At 53.9% G+C, this 18,787-nt stretch carries 24 protein-coding genes, 1 tRNA gene and 1 pseudogene; 7 read left to right on the top strand and 19 right to left on the bottom strand.

Translation table 11 applies throughout. The features are described from left to right. The 6 genes from G544_RS20540 (at position 1) to G544_RS0113045 (ending at position 6,711) form a co-directional block, all read left to right on the top strand. Positions 1 to 1,527 carry a vWA domain-containing protein gene (locus tag G544_RS20540; protein ID WP_134389170.1) on the top strand — a complete coding sequence of 509 codons (1,527 nt, stop codon included), beginning with the start codon at positions 1 to 3 and terminating at the stop codon, positions 1,525 to 1,527. 160 nt (positions 1,528 to 1,687) lie between these two features. Further along, a complete protein-coding gene (gene rpsU, locus G544_RS0113025) occupies positions 1,688 to 1,903 on the top strand; it encodes a 30S ribosomal protein S21 (protein ID WP_027275017.1) in 216 nt (71 codons plus the stop codon). 192 nt (positions 1,904 to 2,095) lie between these two features. Next, on the top strand, positions 2,096 to 3,844 hold the full coding sequence (dnaG, locus tag G544_RS0113030) for a DNA primase (protein WP_027275018.1): 1,749 nt from the start codon (positions 2,096 to 2,098) through the stop codon (positions 3,842 to 3,844). 199 nt (positions 3,845 to 4,043) lie between these two features. Then, positions 4,044 to 5,897, top strand: coding sequence for an RNA polymerase sigma factor RpoD (gene rpoD, locus G544_RS0113035; protein WP_027275019.1), 1,854 nt, complete (start codon positions 4,044 to 4,046; stop codon positions 5,895 to 5,897). An 81-nt stretch (positions 5,898 to 5,978) separates the two neighbouring features. After that, a complete protein-coding gene (gene ybiA / locus G544_RS0113040; RefSeq protein WP_027275020.1) occupies positions 5,979 to 6,554 on the top strand; it encodes a riboflavin biosynthesis intermediates N-glycosidase in 576 nt (191 codons plus the stop codon). Between the two features lie 81 nt (positions 6,555 to 6,635). Next, positions 6,636 to 6,711, top strand: a tRNA-Ile gene (locus G544_RS0113045). Positions 6,712 to 6,753: 42 nt separating this feature from the next. On the opposite strand, the gene G544_RS0113050 is transcribed toward G544_RS0113045, so the two are convergent. From G544_RS0113050 to G544_RS0113085, 9 genes are all read right to left on the bottom strand, one after another. Then, positions 6,754 to 7,362, bottom strand: coding sequence for a hypothetical protein (locus tag G544_RS0113050; RefSeq protein WP_134389172.1), 609 nt, complete (start codon positions 7,360 to 7,362; stop codon positions 6,754 to 6,756). A gap of 60 nt (positions 7,363 to 7,422) precedes the next feature. Then, positions 7,423 to 8,064, bottom strand: coding sequence for a hypothetical protein (locus G544_RS21370; protein WP_134389174.1), 642 nt, complete (start codon positions 8,062 to 8,064; stop codon positions 7,423 to 7,425). Further along, positions 8,046 to 8,606 (bottom strand): hypothetical protein, encoded by a 561-nt coding sequence (locus G544_RS0113060; RefSeq protein ID WP_027275023.1) that lies wholly within the window; start codon positions 8,604 to 8,606, stop codon positions 8,046 to 8,048. Before G544_RS0113060 ends, G544_RS21370 begins: the two co-directional genes overlap by 19 nt. Positions 8,607 to 8,701: 95 nt before the next feature. Then, positions 8,702 to 8,992, bottom strand: coding sequence for a helix-turn-helix domain-containing protein (locus G544_RS0113065; protein WP_027275024.1), 291 nt, complete (start codon positions 8,990 to 8,992; stop codon positions 8,702 to 8,704). Positions 8,993 to 8,994: 2 nt separating this feature from the next. Next, the gene (locus tag G544_RS0113070; RefSeq protein ID WP_027275025.1) at positions 8,995 to 9,306 is read right to left on the bottom strand and encodes a toxin HigB-2; all 312 of its coding nucleotides are present in this window, start codon (positions 9,304 to 9,306) and stop codon (positions 8,995 to 8,997) included. Between the two features lie 359 nt (positions 9,307 to 9,665). Then, on the bottom strand, positions 9,666 to 9,842 hold the full coding sequence (locus tag G544_RS22730; protein WP_373876287.1) for a FitA-like ribbon-helix-helix domain-containing protein: 177 nt from the start codon (positions 9,840 to 9,842) through the stop codon (positions 9,666 to 9,668). A 19-nt stretch (positions 9,843 to 9,861) separates the two neighbouring features. After that, positions 9,862 to 10,278, bottom strand: a complete 417-nt coding sequence (locus G544_RS0113075; RefSeq protein WP_027275026.1) for a DUF3788 domain-containing protein — start codon at positions 10,276 to 10,278, stop codon at positions 9,862 to 9,864. Positions 10,279 to 10,304: 26 nt separating this feature from the next. Then, complete coding sequence (locus G544_RS0113080) at positions 10,305 to 10,724, bottom strand: type II toxin-antitoxin system VapC family toxin (RefSeq protein WP_027275027.1); 420 nt, start codon at positions 10,722 to 10,724, stop codon at positions 10,305 to 10,307. Next, entirely contained in the window at positions 10,724 to 10,978 is a 255-nt protein-coding gene (locus tag G544_RS0113085; protein ID WP_027275028.1) for a type II toxin-antitoxin system Phd/YefM family antitoxin, read from the bottom strand. Before G544_RS0113085 ends, G544_RS0113080 begins: the two co-directional genes overlap by 1 nt. 633 nt (positions 10,979 to 11,611) lie before the next feature. Between G544_RS0113085 and G544_RS0113090 the strand changes: the two genes are divergently transcribed. After that, a complete protein-coding gene (locus tag G544_RS0113090) occupies positions 11,612 to 11,800 on the top strand; it encodes a hypothetical protein (protein WP_027275029.1) in 189 nt (62 codons plus the stop codon). Positions 11,801 to 11,959: 159 nt separating this feature from the next. Here G544_RS0113090 and G544_RS0113095 read toward each other — a convergent pair whose 3' ends face one another. The 10 genes and pseudogenes from G544_RS0113095 to G544_RS0113140 form a co-directional block, all read right to left on the bottom strand. After that, positions 11,960 to 12,373: a type II toxin-antitoxin system HicB family antitoxin gene (locus tag G544_RS0113095; RefSeq protein WP_027275030.1), complete on the bottom strand. Its 414-nt coding sequence runs from the start codon at positions 12,371 to 12,373 to the stop codon at positions 11,960 to 11,962. A gap of 25 nt (positions 12,374 to 12,398) precedes the next feature. Next, positions 12,399 to 12,583: pseudogene (locus G544_RS22370) on the bottom strand (type II toxin-antitoxin system HicA family toxin). Between the two features lie 519 nt (positions 12,584 to 13,102). Continuing rightward, a complete protein-coding gene (locus G544_RS0113105; protein WP_027275032.1) occupies positions 13,103 to 13,633 on the bottom strand; it encodes a hypothetical protein in 531 nt (176 codons plus the stop codon). 3 nt (positions 13,634 to 13,636) lie between these two features. Beyond that, positions 13,637 to 14,578: an ABC transporter substrate-binding protein gene (locus G544_RS0113110; RefSeq protein ID WP_027275033.1), complete on the bottom strand. Its 942-nt coding sequence runs from the start codon at positions 14,576 to 14,578 to the stop codon at positions 13,637 to 13,639. Between the two features lie 2 nt (positions 14,579 to 14,580). After that, entirely contained in the window at positions 14,581 to 15,267 is a 687-nt protein-coding gene (locus G544_RS0113115; RefSeq protein WP_245614595.1) for an ABC transporter ATP-binding protein, read from the bottom strand. Beyond that, on the bottom strand, positions 15,264 to 16,019 hold the full coding sequence (locus G544_RS0113120) for an ABC transporter permease (protein WP_027275035.1): 756 nt from the start codon (positions 16,017 to 16,019) through the stop codon (positions 15,264 to 15,266). The genes G544_RS0113115 and G544_RS0113120 overlap by 4 nt, the downstream gene beginning before the upstream one ends. Further along, the gene (locus tag G544_RS0113125) at positions 16,019 to 16,576 is read right to left on the bottom strand and encodes a hypothetical protein (protein WP_051155745.1); all 558 of its coding nucleotides are present in this window, start codon (positions 16,574 to 16,576) and stop codon (positions 16,019 to 16,021) included. The genes G544_RS0113120 and G544_RS0113125 overlap by 1 nt, the downstream gene beginning before the upstream one ends. A 149-nt stretch (positions 16,577 to 16,725) precedes the next feature. Further along, a complete protein-coding gene (locus tag G544_RS0113130) occupies positions 16,726 to 17,268 on the bottom strand; it encodes a 4Fe-4S binding protein (protein WP_027275037.1) in 543 nt (180 codons plus the stop codon). Between the two features lie 115 nt (positions 17,269 to 17,383). Further along, positions 17,384 to 18,160: a dimethyl sulfoxide reductase anchor subunit family protein gene (locus tag G544_RS0113135; RefSeq protein ID WP_027275038.1), complete on the bottom strand. Its 777-nt coding sequence runs from the start codon at positions 18,158 to 18,160 to the stop codon at positions 17,384 to 17,386. Between the two features lies 1 nt (position 18,161). Beyond that, the gene (locus G544_RS0113140; protein WP_027275039.1) at positions 18,162 to 18,779 is read right to left on the bottom strand and encodes a DMSO/selenate family reductase complex B subunit; all 618 of its coding nucleotides are present in this window, start codon (positions 18,777 to 18,779) and stop codon (positions 18,162 to 18,164) included. Positions 18,780 to 18,787 lie beyond the last annotated feature (8 nt).

Genomic DNA, 18,787 nt, shown 5'->3' on the forward strand with positions numbered 1-18,787 from the left:
ATGACGAAAGCCTACAGAGTGAACCGCAAAATCGCCTCTCTGGCCCTATTGAGTACGCTGGTCATTGCCGGCTGTAGCTCGACGGATCCCAACGCGAACCTTCCCGCTGCGGCAAAAACGACCGCCGGCGCAGAACAAGGCGCGATGTACACAGTAAGCAGCGCTGGCCCGGCAATGTCGATATCCGCTGGGCAAAACAACGGCAGCTACCTCAACGCACGCCGCTCGCTCGTCAACGGCAAGCTCCCCGACAGGCAGTCAATTCAGCTAAACGACTGGGTGAACTTCTTCCCTTATAGCTACCCGCAGCCTCAGGGGCGCATCCCCTTCTCGGCTTCAAGCGAAATCGCCAACACGCCGTGGAATTCAGAAACCAAGCTGCTGCGCGTCGTAGTAAAAGCAGACGATATTCAGGCAGCAGAGCGCCGTTCAGCCAATATCGTCGTTCTGGTTAATCCGGATGACACCGATCTTTCGCTGGTAAGGCTAAGCCTGACCAAGCTGGTAAATCAGCTGACGCCGCAAGACAGCCTGGCGATTCTGACCTACGCCGGCGACAACGGCGTCCTGCTGGCGCCGACGCCCGGCAGCAGCAAGGATAAAATGCTGTCCGCTATCGACAATATTAAAAGCGGCCGGGCCGGTAAGGGCAGCGAATCGCGCCTTGCGCAAGCCTACCAGTTAGCGAAAGAACACTACGTCGCCAACGGCGTTAACCGCGTGATTCTGGCGGGCGGCAGCGGCTTTAACGCTGGCTTCAAAAACGTGATGCAGGCGCAGAGCTTCTTCTCCGACGCTCAGACTGCGGATATTTCCTTAACGACGCTGGGCTTCGCGGTTAACCGCTTTGCGCCTTCCGCGCTGGCGGAGCTGGCGACTATCGGCCACGGCGTCTACGGCTACATCGACAACGAGCGCGATGCGGAAAAAACCTGGGCCGAGCAGCTTCGTTCAACCCAAACGCCGGTAGCCAAAAATTTCCTCATGACGGTGGAATTTAACCCGAGCTTCGTAAAAGCCTATCGCCTGCTGGGTTATCAGCCGACGAACGCGACAGACGAAGGCCAAGGCGTTGTCGTTACCGGGCAAGCCCTGACCGCGCTGTATGAAGTGGTTCCGGCCGGCAGCAACGGCGGTTGGGAAGGCGAAACCTTTACGCCTAACGCCAATACCTATCTGCGTCCGACGCAGGAAATGGCCATGGTACACCTGCGCTATCAGCAGCCTACCGAACAGAGCGCCCCGCAGCGCATTGAGCTGCCGGTACCCAGCTCGCAGATGAGCACCTCACTGATGCAAAGCAGCAAAGACTTCCGCTTTGCCGCTGCGGTAGCCGCGTTCGCGCAGCAGCTGAAGTATAACGGCGCAGCTACTGGCCAGTTCACGCTGGACGATACGCTGAAGCTGGCCAAAGCCGGTAAAGACGACGACAGGTTCGAGCTGCGCGGCGAATTTATCCAGCTGGTGGAAAAAGCGCAGGAAGCCCTGCCGAAAAATTCGCCAATCAAAGGCCAAAGCCAGAACTAGAATAAATAAAAACCTTGCCGATTCGCACAGCGCAACGGTGAGAGAATCCGCATCGGGGGTTTACAAACACCCTCGATTCGAAGTAGAATTCCGCACCATTTTGAATATCGCTGGCGATAACGTCAGCAGCAAACCGATTTCTTATTGAGGTGAAAGGTACATGCCGGTAATTAAAGTACGTGAAAACGAGCCGTTCGACGTTGCGTTACGTCGCTTCAAGCGTTCCTGTGAAAAAGCGGGCATTCTGGCAGAAGTTCGCAGCCGCGAATTCTACGAGAAGCCGACCACAGAGCGTAAGCGCGCTAAAGCGTCTGCAGTAAAGCGTCACGCCAAGAAACTGGCTCGCGAAAACGCACGCCGCACCCGCCTGTACTAATGCATTCCGGCTTTCTGCCGGGCACGCGTTGACCGCGCAGGTTGGTGTCGCATCGGTCGTTATTGCGAGACTTGTCGCGAAACGTAGCCGCACTTCCTTAAGGAAGGCCAGCTAACCGACTGCAAGCATGCCGTGCTTTCCATAAGGAAGCGCGGCTTGTTCTCATTTATGGACTTACGATTTTGAGGCTGAATGGCTGGACGAATCCCACGCGTGTTTATCAATGACCTGCTTGCCAGAACCGACATCGTCGACCTTATCGACGCTCGGGTAAAGCTGAAAAAGCAGGGCAAGAACTATCACGCCTGCTGTCCATTCCATAATGAGAAAACCCCTTCTTTTACCGTTAACGGCGAAAAGCAGTTTTATCACTGTTTCGGCTGTGGAGCCCACGGCAACGCCATTGATTTTTTGATGAACTTTGACCGACTGGAGTTTGTCGAAAGTATTGAAGAACTGGCCGCCATGCACAGCCTCGAGGTTCCCTATGAGGCAGGAAGCGGCACCAGCCAGCTAGAGCGCCACCAGCGGCAAAATCTTTATCAGCTGATGGACCCTCTGGCAACGTTTTATCAGGAAGCGCTCAAGCTTCCTCAGTCCCAAAACGCGCGCGACTATTTGGCCCAGCGCGGCCTGAGCGATGAGGTTATCTCGCGTTTCGCCATCGGCTTTGCGCCGTCGGGTTGGGACAACGTACTTAAGCGCTTTGGCCGTGCGCAGGAAAGTCGTGAGCTTTTAAGCAACGCCGGCATGCTGGTGACCAACGACAACGGCCGCACCTATGACCGCTTTCGCGAGCGCGTCATGTTCCCCATCCGCGACAAGCGCGGGCGGGTGATTGCCTTCGGCGGGCGCATTTTGGGCAGCGGTACGCCCAAGTATCTGAACTCGCCGGAAACGGAAATTTTCCATAAGGGCCGCCAGCTGTACGGCCTTTATGAAGCCCAGCTCAGCCACCCCCAGCTCAACAGACTATTGGTGGTGGAAGGCTATATGGACGTCGTCGCGCTGGCCCAGTACGGCATCGACTACGCTGTAGCCTCGCTGGGGACGTCGACGACGGCGGAGCACATTCAGCTGATGTTCCGCTATACCGACAGCGTGATTTGCTGTTACGACGGCGACAATGCAGGGAGAGAGGCTGCCTGGCGAGCGCTGGAAACGGCCCTGCCCTATTTGAACGATGGCCGTCAGCTGCGCTTTATGTTCCTGCCGGAAGGCGAAGACCCGGATACGCTGGTGCGTAAAGAGGGCAAAGAGGCGTTTGAACGGCGCATGGAGCTGGCACAGCCCTTATCGACGTTTTTATTCGACACGCTGCTGCCGCAGGTGGACCTCAGCACCCCGGACGGGCGTGCTAAACTTAGTACACTGGCGTTGCCCCTTATCGGTAAAGTGCCTGGCGAAACGCTCCGCCTCTATCTACGCCAAGAGCTTGGCATGAAGCTCGGCATTCTGGACGACGCGCAGCTTGAAAAGCTGATGCCCAAGCAGTTGGATACGGAGCAGACAAAGCAGATGCCGCAGCTCAAACGCACCACCATGCGTCTGCTGATCGGGCTTTTGATTCAGCGCCCGCAAATGGCGACGCTGGTGCCGTCAACCGACGGGCTTGAGCAGTCGGAACTGGCCGGCGTGCCGCTGTTTATCGAACTGGTGAAAACCTGCCTGTCCCAGCCGGGGCTGACGACGGGGCAGCTTTTGGAGCTTTATCGGGGCAATAAGTTCAGCCAGCAGCTTGAAATGCTGGCCATGTGGAACCACATGATCGTTGAAGAGATGATCGAAGACACGTTTTTAGATTCTTTAGCTAAACTATATGACTCCATACTGGAGCAGCGGCTGGAAACGCTGATCGCCCGCGACAGAACCCACGGTCTGACGGCGGAAGAACGAAAAGAACTTTGGTCGTTGAACGTCGCTCTGGCAAAAAAGAGCTAGGTTCAACGAACTTAATACCCTGAATAATTTGAGTTGCGTGACGGGTATACAGTATTAACGGCTTAAGTGCCGCATAGAGCAGGAAGCAAATCCTGCGTTGAAGCTGTTTAAGGCCGCAGCTGATAAAAACGGCCCAATCGCTTATGATGACCGGCTTAGCCGATAAAAACTTACTACTCTGAAGTGTGGATACCGTCTTATGGAGCAAAACCCGCAGTCACAGCTTAAGCTTCTTGTTACCCTAGGCAAGGAGCAGGGCTATTTAACCTACGCTCAGGTTAACGATCACCTGCCGGAAGATATCATCGACTCCGATCAGATCGAAGATATCATCCAGATGATCAACGACATGGGCATTCAGGTTATGGAAATCGCGCCTGATGCCGACGATCTCATGCTCGCTGAAAACACGGCGGATACCGACGAAGATGCAGCAGAAGCCGCCGCTCAGGTGCTTTCCAGCGTAGAATCCGAAATCGGGCGCACCACCGATCCCGTTCGTATGTACATGCGCGAAATGGGAACCGTTGAGCTGCTTACCCGCGAAGGCGAAATCGACATTGCCAAGCGCATTGAAGAAGGTATCAACCAGGTTCAGTGCTCCGTCGCCGAATATCCGGAGGCTATCACCTATCTGCTTGAGCAGTACGATCGCGTAGAAACCGGTGAAACCCGCCTGTCGGACCTCATCACTGCCTTCATCGATCCCAACGCGGATGAACTTGGCCCGGCCGCTACCCACGTCGGTTCTGAGCTGTCCAGCGAAGAGCAGGACGATGACGACAGCGATGATGATGATGAAGACGGCGAAGATTCTGATTCCGATTCTGATGAAGACATCGGCATCGATCCGGAAATGGCGCGCGAGAAGTTCGCCGAGCTGCGCGACCAGTATGAAGCGACCCGCAAGGCTATCAAAGCCCACGGCCGCAGCAATGCGAAGGCGCAGGAAGAGATAGTCAAGCTTTCTGACGTATTCAAACAGTTCCGCCTGGTGCCCAAGCAGTTTGACTATTTAGTCAACAACATGCGTCAGATGATGGACCGCGTGCGCACTCAGGAGCGCCTGATCCTCAAGCTGTGCGTTGAGCAGAGCAAGATGCCGAAGAAGAACTTCGTCAACATGTTCGCCGGCAACGAAACTAACCTTGAATGGTTCAATGGCGCGGTCGCCATGGGCAAACCGTGGTCTGAAAAGCTCAAAGAGGTTGGCGAAGAGGTCGAACGCAGCATTCAGAAGCTGCAGATGATTGAAGAAGAGACCGGATTAACCATCGAGCAGGTCAAGGACATCAACCGCCGCATGTCTATCGGTGAAGCCAAGGCTCGCCGTGCGAAGAAAGAGATGGTTGAAGCCAACCTGCGTCTGGTTATCTCTATTGCCAAGAAGTACACCAACCGCGGGCTGCAGTTCCTCGACCTGATTCAGGAAGGCAACATCGGCCTGATGAAGGCGGTAGACAAGTTTGAATACCGCCGCGGCTACAAGTTCTCGACCTATGCCACCTGGTGGATCCGTCAGGCCATCACGCGTTCGATTGCCGATCAGGCGCGCACCATCCGTATTCCGGTGCACATGATCGAGACAATCAACAAGCTTAACCGCATCTCTCGCCAAATGCTGCAGGAAATGGGCCGCGAGCCGCTGCCGGAAGAGCTGGCCGAGCGCATGATGATGCCGGAAGACAAAATCCGCAAGGTGCTGAAGATCGCCAAAGAGCCTATCTCCATGGAGACGCCGATCGGCGACGACGAAGATTCGCATCTGGGCGACTTCATCGAGGACACCACCCTCGAGCTGCCGCTGGACTCCGCGACGTCCGAGAGCCTGCGCTCGGCCACCCACGAAGTGCTGGCCGGCCTTACCGCTCGCGAAGCGAAAGTGCTGCGCATGCGCTTTGGTATCGACATGAACACCGACCACACGCTGGAAGAGGTCGGCAAGCAGTTTGACGTTACTCGTGAGCGTATTCGTCAAATTGAAGCGAAAGCGCTGCGCAAGCTGCGTCATCCGAGCCGCTCAGAAGTCCTGCGCAGCTTCCTGGACGACTAAGCGACCGCGCTCTCGCACTTTGTTAATACAAAGGCCTCCAGCTCGCTGGGGGCTTTTTTTATCTATTAAGGAAGTTAGTTTATGCAACAGGGAAACTACACGCTCGACGCGCTGCAGCAGGCGGTGCGGGCCGGCAAGCGCTTCAAGTACCTCTATTTCTGGGGCCACCGCCCTTCCCCCAGCGGCGCGGTAACCGCCTCCTGCTTTAGCCAGTGGTGGCCGTCGCCGTTTGAGGTCGACGGCGTCACCTACGCCAGCGCCGAACACTGGATGATGGCGGGCAAGGCCAGGCTGTTTGGTGACGAAGCTATTCTGCCCCGCATTCTGAACGCCAAATCACCGGCAGAGGCAAAAAAGTTCGGCAGGCAGGTGGCGGGCTTTAATCAACAGGTTTGGGAAGCGTGCTGCTTTGAGATGGTGTGCGAAGGCAACTTCCACAAGTTCAGCCAGCACCCGGCGCTGGGCGAGTTTCTCATCGGCACCCGCACGCGCGTGCTGGTTGAGGCCAGCCCCGTCGACCGCATTTGGGGCATCGGCCTGGCTCAGGACGACGAACGCGCCGCTAACCCTCTGCGGTGGAACGGCACTAACCTGCTCGGCTTCGCGCTGATGGCGGTCAGGGACAGGCTTGCGGGCATTGATGCAACAACTAGATAAATCAGTTGCACAGAAAACCCGCAGGCAAACGCGGCAAGTGTAGATTTTTCACCGGGTTTTACCGTATAATCGCCGCCTACTGGCCCCTTAGCTCAGTGGTTAGAGCAGGCGACTCATAATCGCTTGGTCCCCCGTTCAAGCCGGGGAGGGGCCACCAGATTTTAGACCTGCGTTTACGCAGGTTTTTTTATATTCCCTACTACTTTTTATCAGCTAAATAGAATCTATATTGCCCCTGCCAATCTTGTGTTTTTGAGGTGGTGAAGAATATCCCGCCAGTATACGTACGCTCCTGATATAGCGTCACCAATAAGCTATTATTATCTTTCCGAAGGACCGCCATATTGAAAACACCAACGGTCGTTTCATACATGGGATACGTATATCTATGTTTTATAACCAATCGCCCATTCTCGCAATAATATGAAATAATAAAATTTTTCAGCAAGCGGCCATTGTCTAGAGCAAACGTTACATTCACACCTTCTTCATCAACTTTTAGTACAAGAGGCGTTTTTATTCCTAACGTGGAAATATCTATAGCGTCACCGATACGTTCATCGAAAAGAAAGTAATCATTAATTAATGATGCCAAATTATCGGCGTCATAAAGAGAACGACCAACTGGCTTACTTATTATCGTACCCTGGCGTAAAAACTCCCCATCAACTACCGGACACTGTACCAGCTCATGAAGTAAAGGCTTTTCAGGATTAATGCCGTCTACCGAAACGCTACAGCCTGAGAGGAGCAGCAGGCACAGCGTAAGAGACGACTTTATACTCCAGCCAAATTTAAGTGGGAACACAGCTGCTATCATCCCTAAATTTACTATGTTGTTTAAGTAATGAACCCGCTAGAGTGAATATCAGTAACTCAGAGCAACTAGCTGCCCGGACTTTTTCAAGAAAAGAATAAAGTGTTCACTATTAAATAACCGATAAAATCTCACCGCCAGCGCTCTGACATAGTCAGCATGTTTTTCTTTAGGGATATTGCCGTAGCGCATATCCAGAAAGTAGGGATCGTCATCAATATAAGCGAAGTCATCATATACTCGGTTCCAATGCCAGACCACCTTATTTATCGATGAACTATCACACTCTAAATACCAACCTGAAAAATATTTAGCCACTTCAAACCATAGCTCTTCATCGGAATTGGCAAAAGCAATCTTCTTAAAAGCCCTACGCACGTAATAATAATCGGCCTCATCCCTCTCTGGGATTGAAACCCCAACTTCCCTTAAGTACGCATAAAAATAGCGTGAAACGTCATACCAGTCTAATTCGGGATCCAGCCCAAGAGAGGCCAATATCAGTACGTTCTTAGACGCGTTTCCCTTTATCACCTGCTGCTCGGCCCAGTCAGTATATTCACGAAGATGGATATCTTGTATATCTCGCACCGCCATGCCGCACAGGTCTTTTAAATCGATTAAACATACATCCATAGTTAAACCATTCGCCGCTGTCTTAGGGCCCAAAGCACCTAAGGTTCCCTTTTCCAAACAGTGACATCGCTCGACGTTGCGCACACCAGAAATTCACCACACCAGGAAAAACCGACGGCGCGAATATAATCCGAAATAAACCGGACGCACCCTTCTTGAAAAGAGGAAATAAGCGCCGCTTTTCCCGGAGGGCAAAGGATAACGTCTTCAACGGGCCAGTCAGGAGCAACTCTTTCCAGCGACTCACCGTAGCGGTTAACAAAAGGCAATCCACCGCCACACAGCCCGGAAATATGAATGAACTCGTCTTCAACGCGACCTATCCCTTGGCAAACCAGATTAACGGGATCGTACCAATCGCCATATTCTTCATAGTCGCGGGCAATTTTTTCGCCCGTCATGCAATTGATCAGGCCGCGCCCCGAAGAGGAAATAACAAGCAGATCGTTGGTTCTCTTTGAAAACCCAACTTCGGTTAATCCGCCAACGGCTATCGTCGTATGCCTTTTCCACCCGCCAGGGCTCTCGGCAGTCGTTATATTTTTTAAGATGTCCAATACCCGTAGGCGGTTTTCATTTTGGATAGTTATACGGTTCAACGAGTTCTCCCGATGTTTGATTGAGGATTAGGACATTTTCTCTTTCTGCAAATAGTTTTTCCTACTATAAATACAGAGAAAGATAGCCGATCACCTTATTTCGCCAACGCTGCTAATACGTGAACCGGATCGTTTTCTATTGCTTTTAGCAGCGCTTTCGCCGCCCCAACCGGCTCACGCCGTCCCTGTTCCCAATTCCTTAACGTGCCAACGTTAACGTCAATTAACGCAGCAAAACGCGGCTGGCTTAATCCGGTCATTCGGCGAATTTCTTTAACGTGCACAGCGGTAACAACGGTGACTCGTGATGGAGAACGCTCTCCATCAATAATTTCATTCATCTGAACCATGCTTTCAGTCAAACGAGAAAATAACTTTTTATCCATATTTACCACCTTTCATTTAGCTGCCGTAGAGCCCTTTTCTCAGCAACGCTTAGATCGTCCTTCACGCCTTTTCTATAAATCAACAGCATCCGCATCTGTGAATCACTCACTTTATAGTAATAAATTATGCGAACGCCGCTGCGCTTCCCTTCGCCTCTTACCAACCATCGGACTTTACGCAGTCCACCCGTACCTTGGATCACGTCTCCTGCTACTGGATTTTCCGCTAAAAACTGCTGAAGATACAGATAGCTATCGTCCGTTAATAGAATTTTACAGTCTTCAGTAAAGATTGGTGTTTCAACAAAAATCATCGTCCTTAATGCCTTCATTATTTAATATATATAGCAAGACACAGTACGTCAATGACGTACTATTTCTTCGCATTTGAATTACTAAAAAAATTAAAATAGACCGCTTGAGAAAACGCGCTGATTTATAGAGCTCGTGGAGAAAAATTAAGCCTCTATATGTGCCCCACATTATGTAGTGGAATGGAATATGAGTTTGGCGCAATGCCTGGCGGCAACCGCGTCGGCGCACGAATCATATCTAAAACAGCATTCGTGCCGAGAATTCTCATTATTCAATGTTCGCCGCACACGGCAGCTCATAACGATCGGGCAATTCCAGCTCAATACCGTCGATCTGACTGAAACGTTGGTGAACCCAGCTACCGAATCCTTTTTGTGATTGAACCTAATGTCTGACGCAGAATATAACAGGCCTCTTCTTCTATCGAGTTGCCATGACGAGCCGCTGCTACGCGCAAGCTTTCCGCTAGTTCACCGTCGAGATTATGAATCGTGATAGTTGTCGTAAGCTTCCCTTTTGATTGTATTACTATCATCCATCCCTTAGCTGACGATTTACGGATCTTTTTTATCAACCCTACGCTTTATCCCAAGCAGCTTCATAAAATCAGCAAACAGCGCTTCCTGCACGTCGAACAGAAGCCATTTCCCGTCATGGTACGCCGTGGCCGCATCAAATTTTTCTACGATTACGGCAGAAAATTCCCCGCGCAGCGCCTCAAATTTCGCCTGTTCCGGCTTGCCGAAAACCACCATAAAGCCGAGCGCTTCCTCATTGAAAAGCAGTGAACATACCGTCTTGCTCCCTTTGCGGAACTTCAGCTCATAGGTCCATTCCTTTCCGCCGGTATGCCAGACGTTCTCCAGAGAATATCGGCTTTCTATTTCTGCTATCAGCTTTTTCTGGTTTGAAAATAAAGTATTGCCAAGTAGGTTTTGCAGCGTTCGTACGTTGGGTGTTTCTATAACCATGGTGCCTCCTGAAAAGATTCGTATACTCACCCTTCCCACGGATCCAATATCCCCACTCCTGAAGCAACAAAATCCGCCACGTTACGCGTCACAACGGTCATACCGTGCACCAGAGCAGTGGCTGCAATTAGACCATCACGCAACGGCTGAGGGTTTGGAACGTGCAACTTGGCGCTACGCTGCGCTACAGCCGTATCCACCGGCAGGATGCGTTGAGCGAAAGTGGGAAGAACGTGACCACTCAACCACGCACGTAAAAGCGCGCCTTGCCTAGGGTCTCGTCGCTCCACAAGCAACACACCGATATCCAACTCCTGTACGGTAACGGCAGAGATGTATAAATCGGCAGCGTTTACGCTTTCCGCCCAATGCGCTACGTTTGGATCGGCCTTTCCTGAGCGAGCCTTGCGCAGCTCGGATACAACGTTAGTATCAAGAATAAACATCAGGAAAACTCCGCCGGCCGAGCAACCTCGCGCGAAATCGGGATATCCAGCTCAATATCCTCAACGCCTGGCATCGCCAATAGATCGACGATATTTTGCTGTTGGTCAACCAGCCGTCGATATTCTTCAATACTCAGCAGTACATGCGCTGGCTTACCGCGATCGGTAATAAAAACCGGGCCGTCCTGAGTGGCTTTCTTCGCGCGGGTAACGTCCTGATTCAGCTCTCGACTGGATATAGTAGTAATTGCCATTGTCCTTTCCTCGCGATCATCAAATAATGTAGTAATGTTACTACATAATAATGGAATTGCAAGACGCCGCGTGGAATTTAGTCCCTTCAATTGTATTGATGTATGCCGTTCAACCCGCTGATGCATAGATGATTCTCCTTCCGTTGAGCTAACGCCGTTGGCCGAATTCATAGGTGAAAACGGGCCCATAGCCTGATGGTCCATCACCTTAAATCATCAACAAAAATAAAGCAGTGCAGAAATCCAACAACTGCGGCGCTGATAGCAAAGCACTTTTCTAATTACAGACACGCTCATCCCTCTTTGCGATCCCCCTCGATTTTCCCTCATCTCCCCATTGCCGACTTTACTGTATAAATATACTGTGGCGTTGCGTTCGGCCTTTGCCGTTCGCTATACCCCAAATAAGTAAAGTTTATGACGGGTATAAAAAGCCGAAACCCCGCGGTGCGCAAACACCAACGGGGTTTCTAACCACAATGTTATACGAGGTAACACCATGGCTGTTTTGAAGCTTATCCAAACTCGTCCGCAATTTATACGCTCGTTAAGATCTTTTTTCCGATCCATCTCGAAAAGATCGATCTTTCTCCGCCCCGCCGTCGCTTCCTTCCTATTTAAGGAGATGGAGCCATGCTGAGCTACGTCAATACCCGAACCGAAGATCCGCTGGAGCTTATCGAGCAGTGTCTGGCGCTGGCCGGCGCCGTTATCAGTATCGATAACGCGGCGGTCAAAGAGTCGCTGCAAATGATCCTGCACGAGAAAGTGAGCGCACTGTTTTGCGCGCTGTATGAAAAAAACATGCCCGAGCCAGCCTAATCGCGCATTTAGAAAAGAAAAGGGGGCAATCCTGCCCCCATATGATCCGCCATCGGCCAGTCACAGCTCAATCGAACGTTTCCAAAGCAGAAAACGATCGCTATCTCCAGAGGAGGTGGCTAAGGGCTGATAATAAATAGCGCCCAAGACGGCTACACTTCAAACGATCGACACCTCCAGCCGCTTCCCTAACGCCAGCAGCGCTTTTTCAATCGTATCGATCTTGGTGGCGTGATTTAGATTCACGATGCGCTGCATTTCCTGCGGACGCGTGTTCATACGGCGAGCAAGCTCGGCTTGGGACATGCCGCTTTCCAGCATGGCGTTAAGCAGCAGCACCTTGATCGCTACGCCTGCCGGTACGTCTACCCATTCGTCGTCATCCTCAATCGGCGTTGGCATCGGCACCGGACGTTCGTCTTCAAAATAGAAGTCAAAAGCGACGATTAGCGCATCGTGCGCCATCTCCAGCGCCTCTTCACGGCTATCGCCACAGGTCAGCGCTTCAGGGATATCCGGAAACGAAACCATATAGTTACTACCGTCTCTTTCAATATCAACACGATATCTCATGATTTTCCTTAATTTCGTCAATGCGCTACTGAACGTTCTTCAAACCAAGCTGTTTAACGATAGCTCTTCTCAATCTGTCATTAATCTCTCTCGCCGGGCGCCTCGGCATCACGGACTGTCGGCCGTTCAAATAGACTTTCAGATGGTTTGTTCCATCCTTAAACCGTGCCCCTGTTCCTCTAGCCAGCGTTTGAATTCGCTCTGCTTCACGCTAATGCTACCCCACCCGTCAAATATAAACATTTTTGTTTAATTTCATCAGCTTTAAATAAACATTTATGATTATTTTAAAGCGCCCCTTTCATTCCGTTTGATTAACAGTATCGGTGCGCCAGAGAGGCTTCAACGCTCAAAAGAAGGTTTACATCAGCCGGTCAGAAAAGGCCGCAATCGGAGTGAAAAAAGGAAGAAGGAGAACAAAAAAATGGGGTGCTTTACTCAAAATAGCGATAACGATTTATGCCGAAGAGGGGACTCAGCGCAAGCGACTAAAACCCACTTTTCGCCTATTCCTTTCCAAATTACCGCTTGAACCGCGTCTCGTAATTCGCATGCTTCAACGAAAACGCCCGGAGCACATAGTTCTTCGGCTCGCTTGGCTTAGCTTCATGGCGCTTCCCTACGGCTGAAAAGAGGGCGCTCTTATACAAGCCGTCAGATGAAAGACCGAAAAAGGAAAGCACGGGCCGTCCAAAACGGAGCCGGCCCGCGAAGTCACGAAGAAAAAAGCTACTTCCACGCAAAGTGGAACAGCGCCTCGTCCGGCATCGTCATAATCTGCCGAACCTTCCCCGCCTTGTATTCAAGATAAGCATCGTAGCCTTCGCTTCCCTCTTCGACCGCCTGCCAGGTCGAAACCTGTGAGCGGAACTCGTCGTCAAGCACCGACTTATCGGGCCAGACGACCAGCGTTTTGCCGCGATAGCCGATTTCAAACAGGAAGCTGCCCACTAATGAAGCGGGAGCATCGGCTTCCGGATGGCTCAGCGTCGGGTTTTGCAGGCAGCGCCCATCTCGCACCGCGTGGGACACCATCTCTACGCAGTCGAGAATGCCGGGGCCGGGGAAGCCGACCTGCCAGTACAGCTCACGGCGGCGCACTGGCTCCTGCGGCGACAGCTGGCTGAAGGTAAACCGGCACAGGCGAATCATCAGCGCCGAGGCGATAACGTTCTCTTTAGTGGCGTATTTCAGCAGGTCTTCCCGCGTTAAAACAATGTCGCCGTCTCTGTCGTGGACGGTTACGCTACACGCTTGCATTGGTTAACGCTCCATGGCCTGAGGGATAACAATAGCGCCGATATCCGGCGAGTTGCGCATCATATCGTTGTCTAACATGAAGCGAACGTCGTCTTTCATGCTGTCGATATCGCCCTGATTCATCCGCTGGGTAAAGTGTGAGCCGTCAAACAGACTTTGTGCATCCTCAACGCTGATGCCCTGTACCTTGGCGCCCAGCGCAATGGCCTCAGCCTTGTGCTCTTCAATCCACTTGCCCGCTTCGTCGTGAGCCGCTACCGCGGCCTTAATCCAGTCCGGGTGATTTTTCACTACCGCTTCGCTGGACGCCATCACCAGCTTCGGCACCACCAGTCCGTCAGCCGTCGTCAGCACCTTAGCGCCTTCCTGCTCGGCCTTAATCACGGACGTCGCCGCCAGCAGCGCGGCGTCAACCTGGCCGCTCTGAAGCGCAGCGAATGCCTGCGGAATGTCCATCTGTACAAACTGTACGTCTTTCATGGTCAAGCCGTTTTTCACCAGCGCGGCGACCAGCGTCTGGTGCAGCACGGTACCCTTCGGCCCGGCGACCTTCTTGCCCTTCAGGTCGGCAATCGACGTCACGCCGCCCTTTTTCGCAACAATGGCGAACGTGCCCGTCGGGCGGGAGACGCCGGCGATAATCTTGACCGCATTACCTTCACCGTTCGCCATCAGTACCGAAGAGGTGTTCATGACCCCAGCCACGTCCAGATCGCCGCTGGCTAACGCCTGAGCCTGCTTGGCGCCGGAGGTGATTTCATGCCACTTGACCGTCACGCCGAGCTTCTCGGCCTGCTTTTCTAAAAGCCCCTGCTCTTTCATCACCATCATTTGCAGGTTGAACGGCGCCTTGACGTAGCTGATGTCGATAGTCTTGTCGGAAGCATGAGCCTGGCTCAGGCCAAGCAGCAGCGCGAGCGCGCCGGTTAATACCGTCTTTTTCATTATCATTCCTTGGTTTCAATCGGTTGTAGGTAGTTAAGGATCTGTCTTTTTAATTCAGTCGGATATCCGCTCTCTGCGCGAATAAACTCCGCAGAGATCCGCCCCTGATTCATTACCAGAATGCGGTCGCCGATGGTTATCGCCTCGTGAATGTCGTGAGTGACGAACAGGCAGCTCGTCCTCTGCCCATTAATCAAGCCGCTCAGCATGTGCTGCTGTTCGGCGCGGGTAATGGCGTCCAGCGCGGCGAAAGGCTCATCCATCAGCAGCACTCTGGGGCGTTGCAGCAGCGCCCGGGCGATCCCTACCCGCTGGGCCATTCCGCCGGACAGCGACGCGGGCATCATATCCCGTACGCCGCTTAGCTGAACCTTCGCCAGCGCGTCGTCAATAGCCGCGCACTTATTCGAACGCCAAAAGGGCTGCGCCAGCGCCAAGTTTTCCGCTACCGTTAGCCACGGCAGCAGCCTAGGCTCCTGAAACACCATGGCGCAGTCGGCGGGCGATACGTTAACCGAGCCGCCGTCAGGGGAAATAAGCCCGCCCAGAATGCGCAGCAGCGTCGACTTACCGCAGCCGGAAGGCCCCAGCAGGCAGGTTATCTCGCCTTCGGGCAGAGAAAGGGAGACGTTTTCCAGCACCGCTCGCGCGCCGTAGCGTTTACTAATCGCCGTGAGCCCCTGCATCATCGGACCACCTCCGGGAAGCGCCGCGCTAACCCTCTGGCCATCGCCTGATAAAACAGCGTATCCAGCAACCAGCCAATGAGCCCGATGGTCAAAATCCCCACCATCACCGCGTCGGTACGCATCATTTCCTGAGAGTCGACGATTAGATAGCCGAGCCCGCTGGCGGCGGCAATGAGTTCCGCGCCAATAAGCGCCCGCCAGCTGTAGCCGAAGGCCAGACGAACGCCCGTCACAGCGGACGGCACGGCGCTAGGGATAACGATGAAAAACAGGTAGCGAACGGACGACAGGTTCAGCGCCACCGCCAGCTCGCGGTGCTCCGGCGACACGCGGCGCAGGCCGTCCCGAGTATTGAGAAAAATGGGAAAGATAGACGCCAGCACGATAATCGACAGCTGGGTGGCTTCGCCAATTCCCAACCACAGGATCAGCAGCGGCGTCATCGCCAAAGGCGGGATCATGCGAAACAGCGCCAGCGGCGCAGACAGCAGCTGTTCAAGCCAGGAAAAGCGCGCCACCAGCCCCGCCAGCAGCATGCCCAACGTACAGCTGATGAGAAACCCTTCAAACACGCGCTTAAGGGAGGTCGCAATGTGCAAAGGCAGCGCTCCCGAACGCCACATGTCGGCGGCAGAATGGAGCACCGTCAGAGGCGGCGGCAGCAGGTAGGCTGAAATCACGCCCGAACTCGCCAAAAGCTGCCAGTACACTACCACCAGCAGCGGCGTCAGAAGCGGTCTAAAATAGCGCATCACAGCAGCCGAACGGCGTCCTGAGCGCTTACGGTGAGCAACACGTTGGCTAGCTGATACTTGGCGTCCGTCCATCCGCACAGAGCTTCTTCGGTGGCATCCGCCCGCTTGCTGGCGCGCCCCATGGCTAAAAACGATTCCGGCGGCTGGCCGACGGCCGGCGCCAGCTCAACGCTTTTCCCACGATAGCTGAATTTAAAATAAAAGCTGCCAGCAATGCCCTTCTGCGCAGCGGGGTGAACGTAGTCAACGTCCAGCGTGAAGCGCCCTTCGCTCACCATGCGGCTCACCAGCTCAAATCCGTCCCTCGCGCCCAAGCCGGGAAAGGCGGTAAACAGTGACAGTTCGCGCCGTTCAAGCAGTTCGCCGTCCTCGGTTAGCAACGCAATGGCGCGTTGCAATAAGCGAAAGCCAAGCACTACGCCGCCCACCGCGTCATAGCCGTGGTAGTTGAAGGCGTCTTGAAGAGTAAAGGCAATCGGTTGACCACTGTCCGCGACGATTAACGTCGGCGAAACCCAGTCAGAATGGGGGATAAGGCGAGGATTGGCAATCACGGGAACTCCTTGGGTTCTGCTTTTTGTTATCCCGTGATTTTAGGCATAAATACAAATGATATCAATTCTCATTTATGTTTATAAAGTGTTACCAATGCGTTTTAAATGTGTTGTATCTGAGACAATATCGGAGGGGGAAATACGAGGGATCAGATAACCGTCATTTCGAGCGCATTCACCGGGCAGGCAAACGCACATTCGCCGCAGCCGTCGCACTTCTCGGCATCGATGGTCGGCGCCAGTGAACTTTGCCAGACGATAGCGGATTTTTGGCAGCGCCGACGGCAGGTGTCGCAGTACATATAGCGGTTCTGGCAGGTGTGCTGCACCAAGGGCCGCCCGTTGAGGCGAAACGTCCCTTCCAAAAGCGCGCCCTGCCCACAGGCCTTCACGCACTCGCCGCAGCGCGAGCAGTAGTTGGCGATAAAATCGAGCGCCGGGTAGCCGCCGTTCATGACGATAAGGGATTCAGGGCAGGCGGTTACGCAGTCGCCGCAGCCGTTGCACTGCTGGCGAAACAGCGCTTCGCCCACTGCGCCCGGCGGGCGAATCACGTCGGCCTTTATCTCGAGCTTCCGCGCCTCTTGTTCGACCGCATCCTGCGCGCCCTTAAACAGCCCGCGCAGCAGGCCGCGTCGGCTCACCTCGCGGTGTTCCATATAGGCACGATAAAAGCGTTCGTCTTTAGACAAAGGGGAAACTCCAGAGAATAGGGCTACGGTCTCGATTATACGCCACCTTTCAGTCTGGCTAAAAGGGCATATCGTGGGGTGGATTAACGGCCGGGGGTTTCCCGGCCGTCGAGCCTTAAAGGGCGACCGCCCAAAGGTTATAGAACGCGATGCGGGAAAGCAGTTCGCCAACCACTACGCCGCAGGCGCACAGCGCCAGAGCCGCTTTGGCGCTCTCGCTTTTCACCAGCGCGACGGCTGCGGCAGCAATGCCTAACGCCAGGAAGAACGCCTGAACGGCCCACAGCGTCGTTTGCGCGCCGGAAAGCGCAGGGTCGGCGTCGGTAACGAAGCTCAGATAGCCGGGCTTGGCCAGCAGGCTTAAGACAGCCCCCACCAACAGCGCGAAGCCGCCGACTTTACGCACGCCCGCCAGCAGCGCACAGGCGCCGCCGCCGACCAGCACGGTCATCCACATCTGCCACGCCGTGTGCGGCGTATTCCAACTGCCGACCGTCGCCAGCTGATACACCTGCGTCATCGACCAGACAAACGCCAGCCCGACGACGATGGTCAGCACGTTGAACAGCGTCGCAAGCGCTGCGCTTTTTTTCACGTAGAAGAAGAACAGCGTGCAGAAAGCCAGGCCGATAAAGGCACCGCCGAGCACGATCTCGTTGCTCATCGGCGAGCGGCCGACGCCCGCCAGCATGTTGAACATGCGAAACAGCTGCCCGAGGTGAAACGTACTGCACGCAAGCCCAACGGCCATCAGGATAAACGCCAGCAGGTTGGCGCGCTTGAGCCCTTCCCAGTCAGACAGTTTTAAACGGTAGCTAATGAAGGCCAGCAGGAAAAGGCCCACCGCGCTTTGCCCCAGCACGGTGAAAAAGACTAACGGGAGTTCATGCATGTTACACCTCCGCCGGGTTCTGGATGCGGCCAGACTTATCGCCGCACGGTTTTGCATCGCGATGCGCTTTGATAACCAGATTTGGCCCGGTCAATCCCGGATCCGGCAGCGGAGCCACTGCGTTTTCATCGCCGTATTTCTCACGCAGCACGCCGATTTCATCGAAGTCCAGCGCCCGCTGCGGGCAGGACTCGACGCAAACCGGCTTTTTGCCCTCTGCGACGCGCTGATAGCAGCCGTCGCACTTGGACATCACCTTCTTCTCGGCGTCAAACTGCGGTGCGCCGTAGGGGCAGCGCATCTCGCAGTAGCGGCAGCCTACGCAGATCTCCTGATTGACCACCACCAGCCCGTCCTCTTCCCGCTTGTGCATCGCGCCAGTCGGGCAGCCTTCCACACAGGTGGGCGCCGCGCAGTGGTTGCAGGCGATGGAAAGGTAGTAGCTGAACACGTTTTGCGTCCACAGGTTGCCCTCCTTTGCCCAGCTGCCGCCGCCGTATTCGTACACGCGGCGGAATTTTGGCCCCAGAGGCAAGTCCTTCTCATCTTTACAGCTCACCTGACAGGTTTTGCAGCCGGTACACTTGGAGCTGTCTACAAAAAAACCATATTGTTTCATCACGATCT

Origin of the sequence: Leminorella grimontii ATCC 33999 = DSM 5078 (genome assembly GCF_000439085.1) — a bacterium.
Taxonomy (GTDB): domain Bacteria; phylum Pseudomonadota; class Gammaproteobacteria; order Enterobacterales; family Enterobacteriaceae; genus Leminorella; species Leminorella grimontii.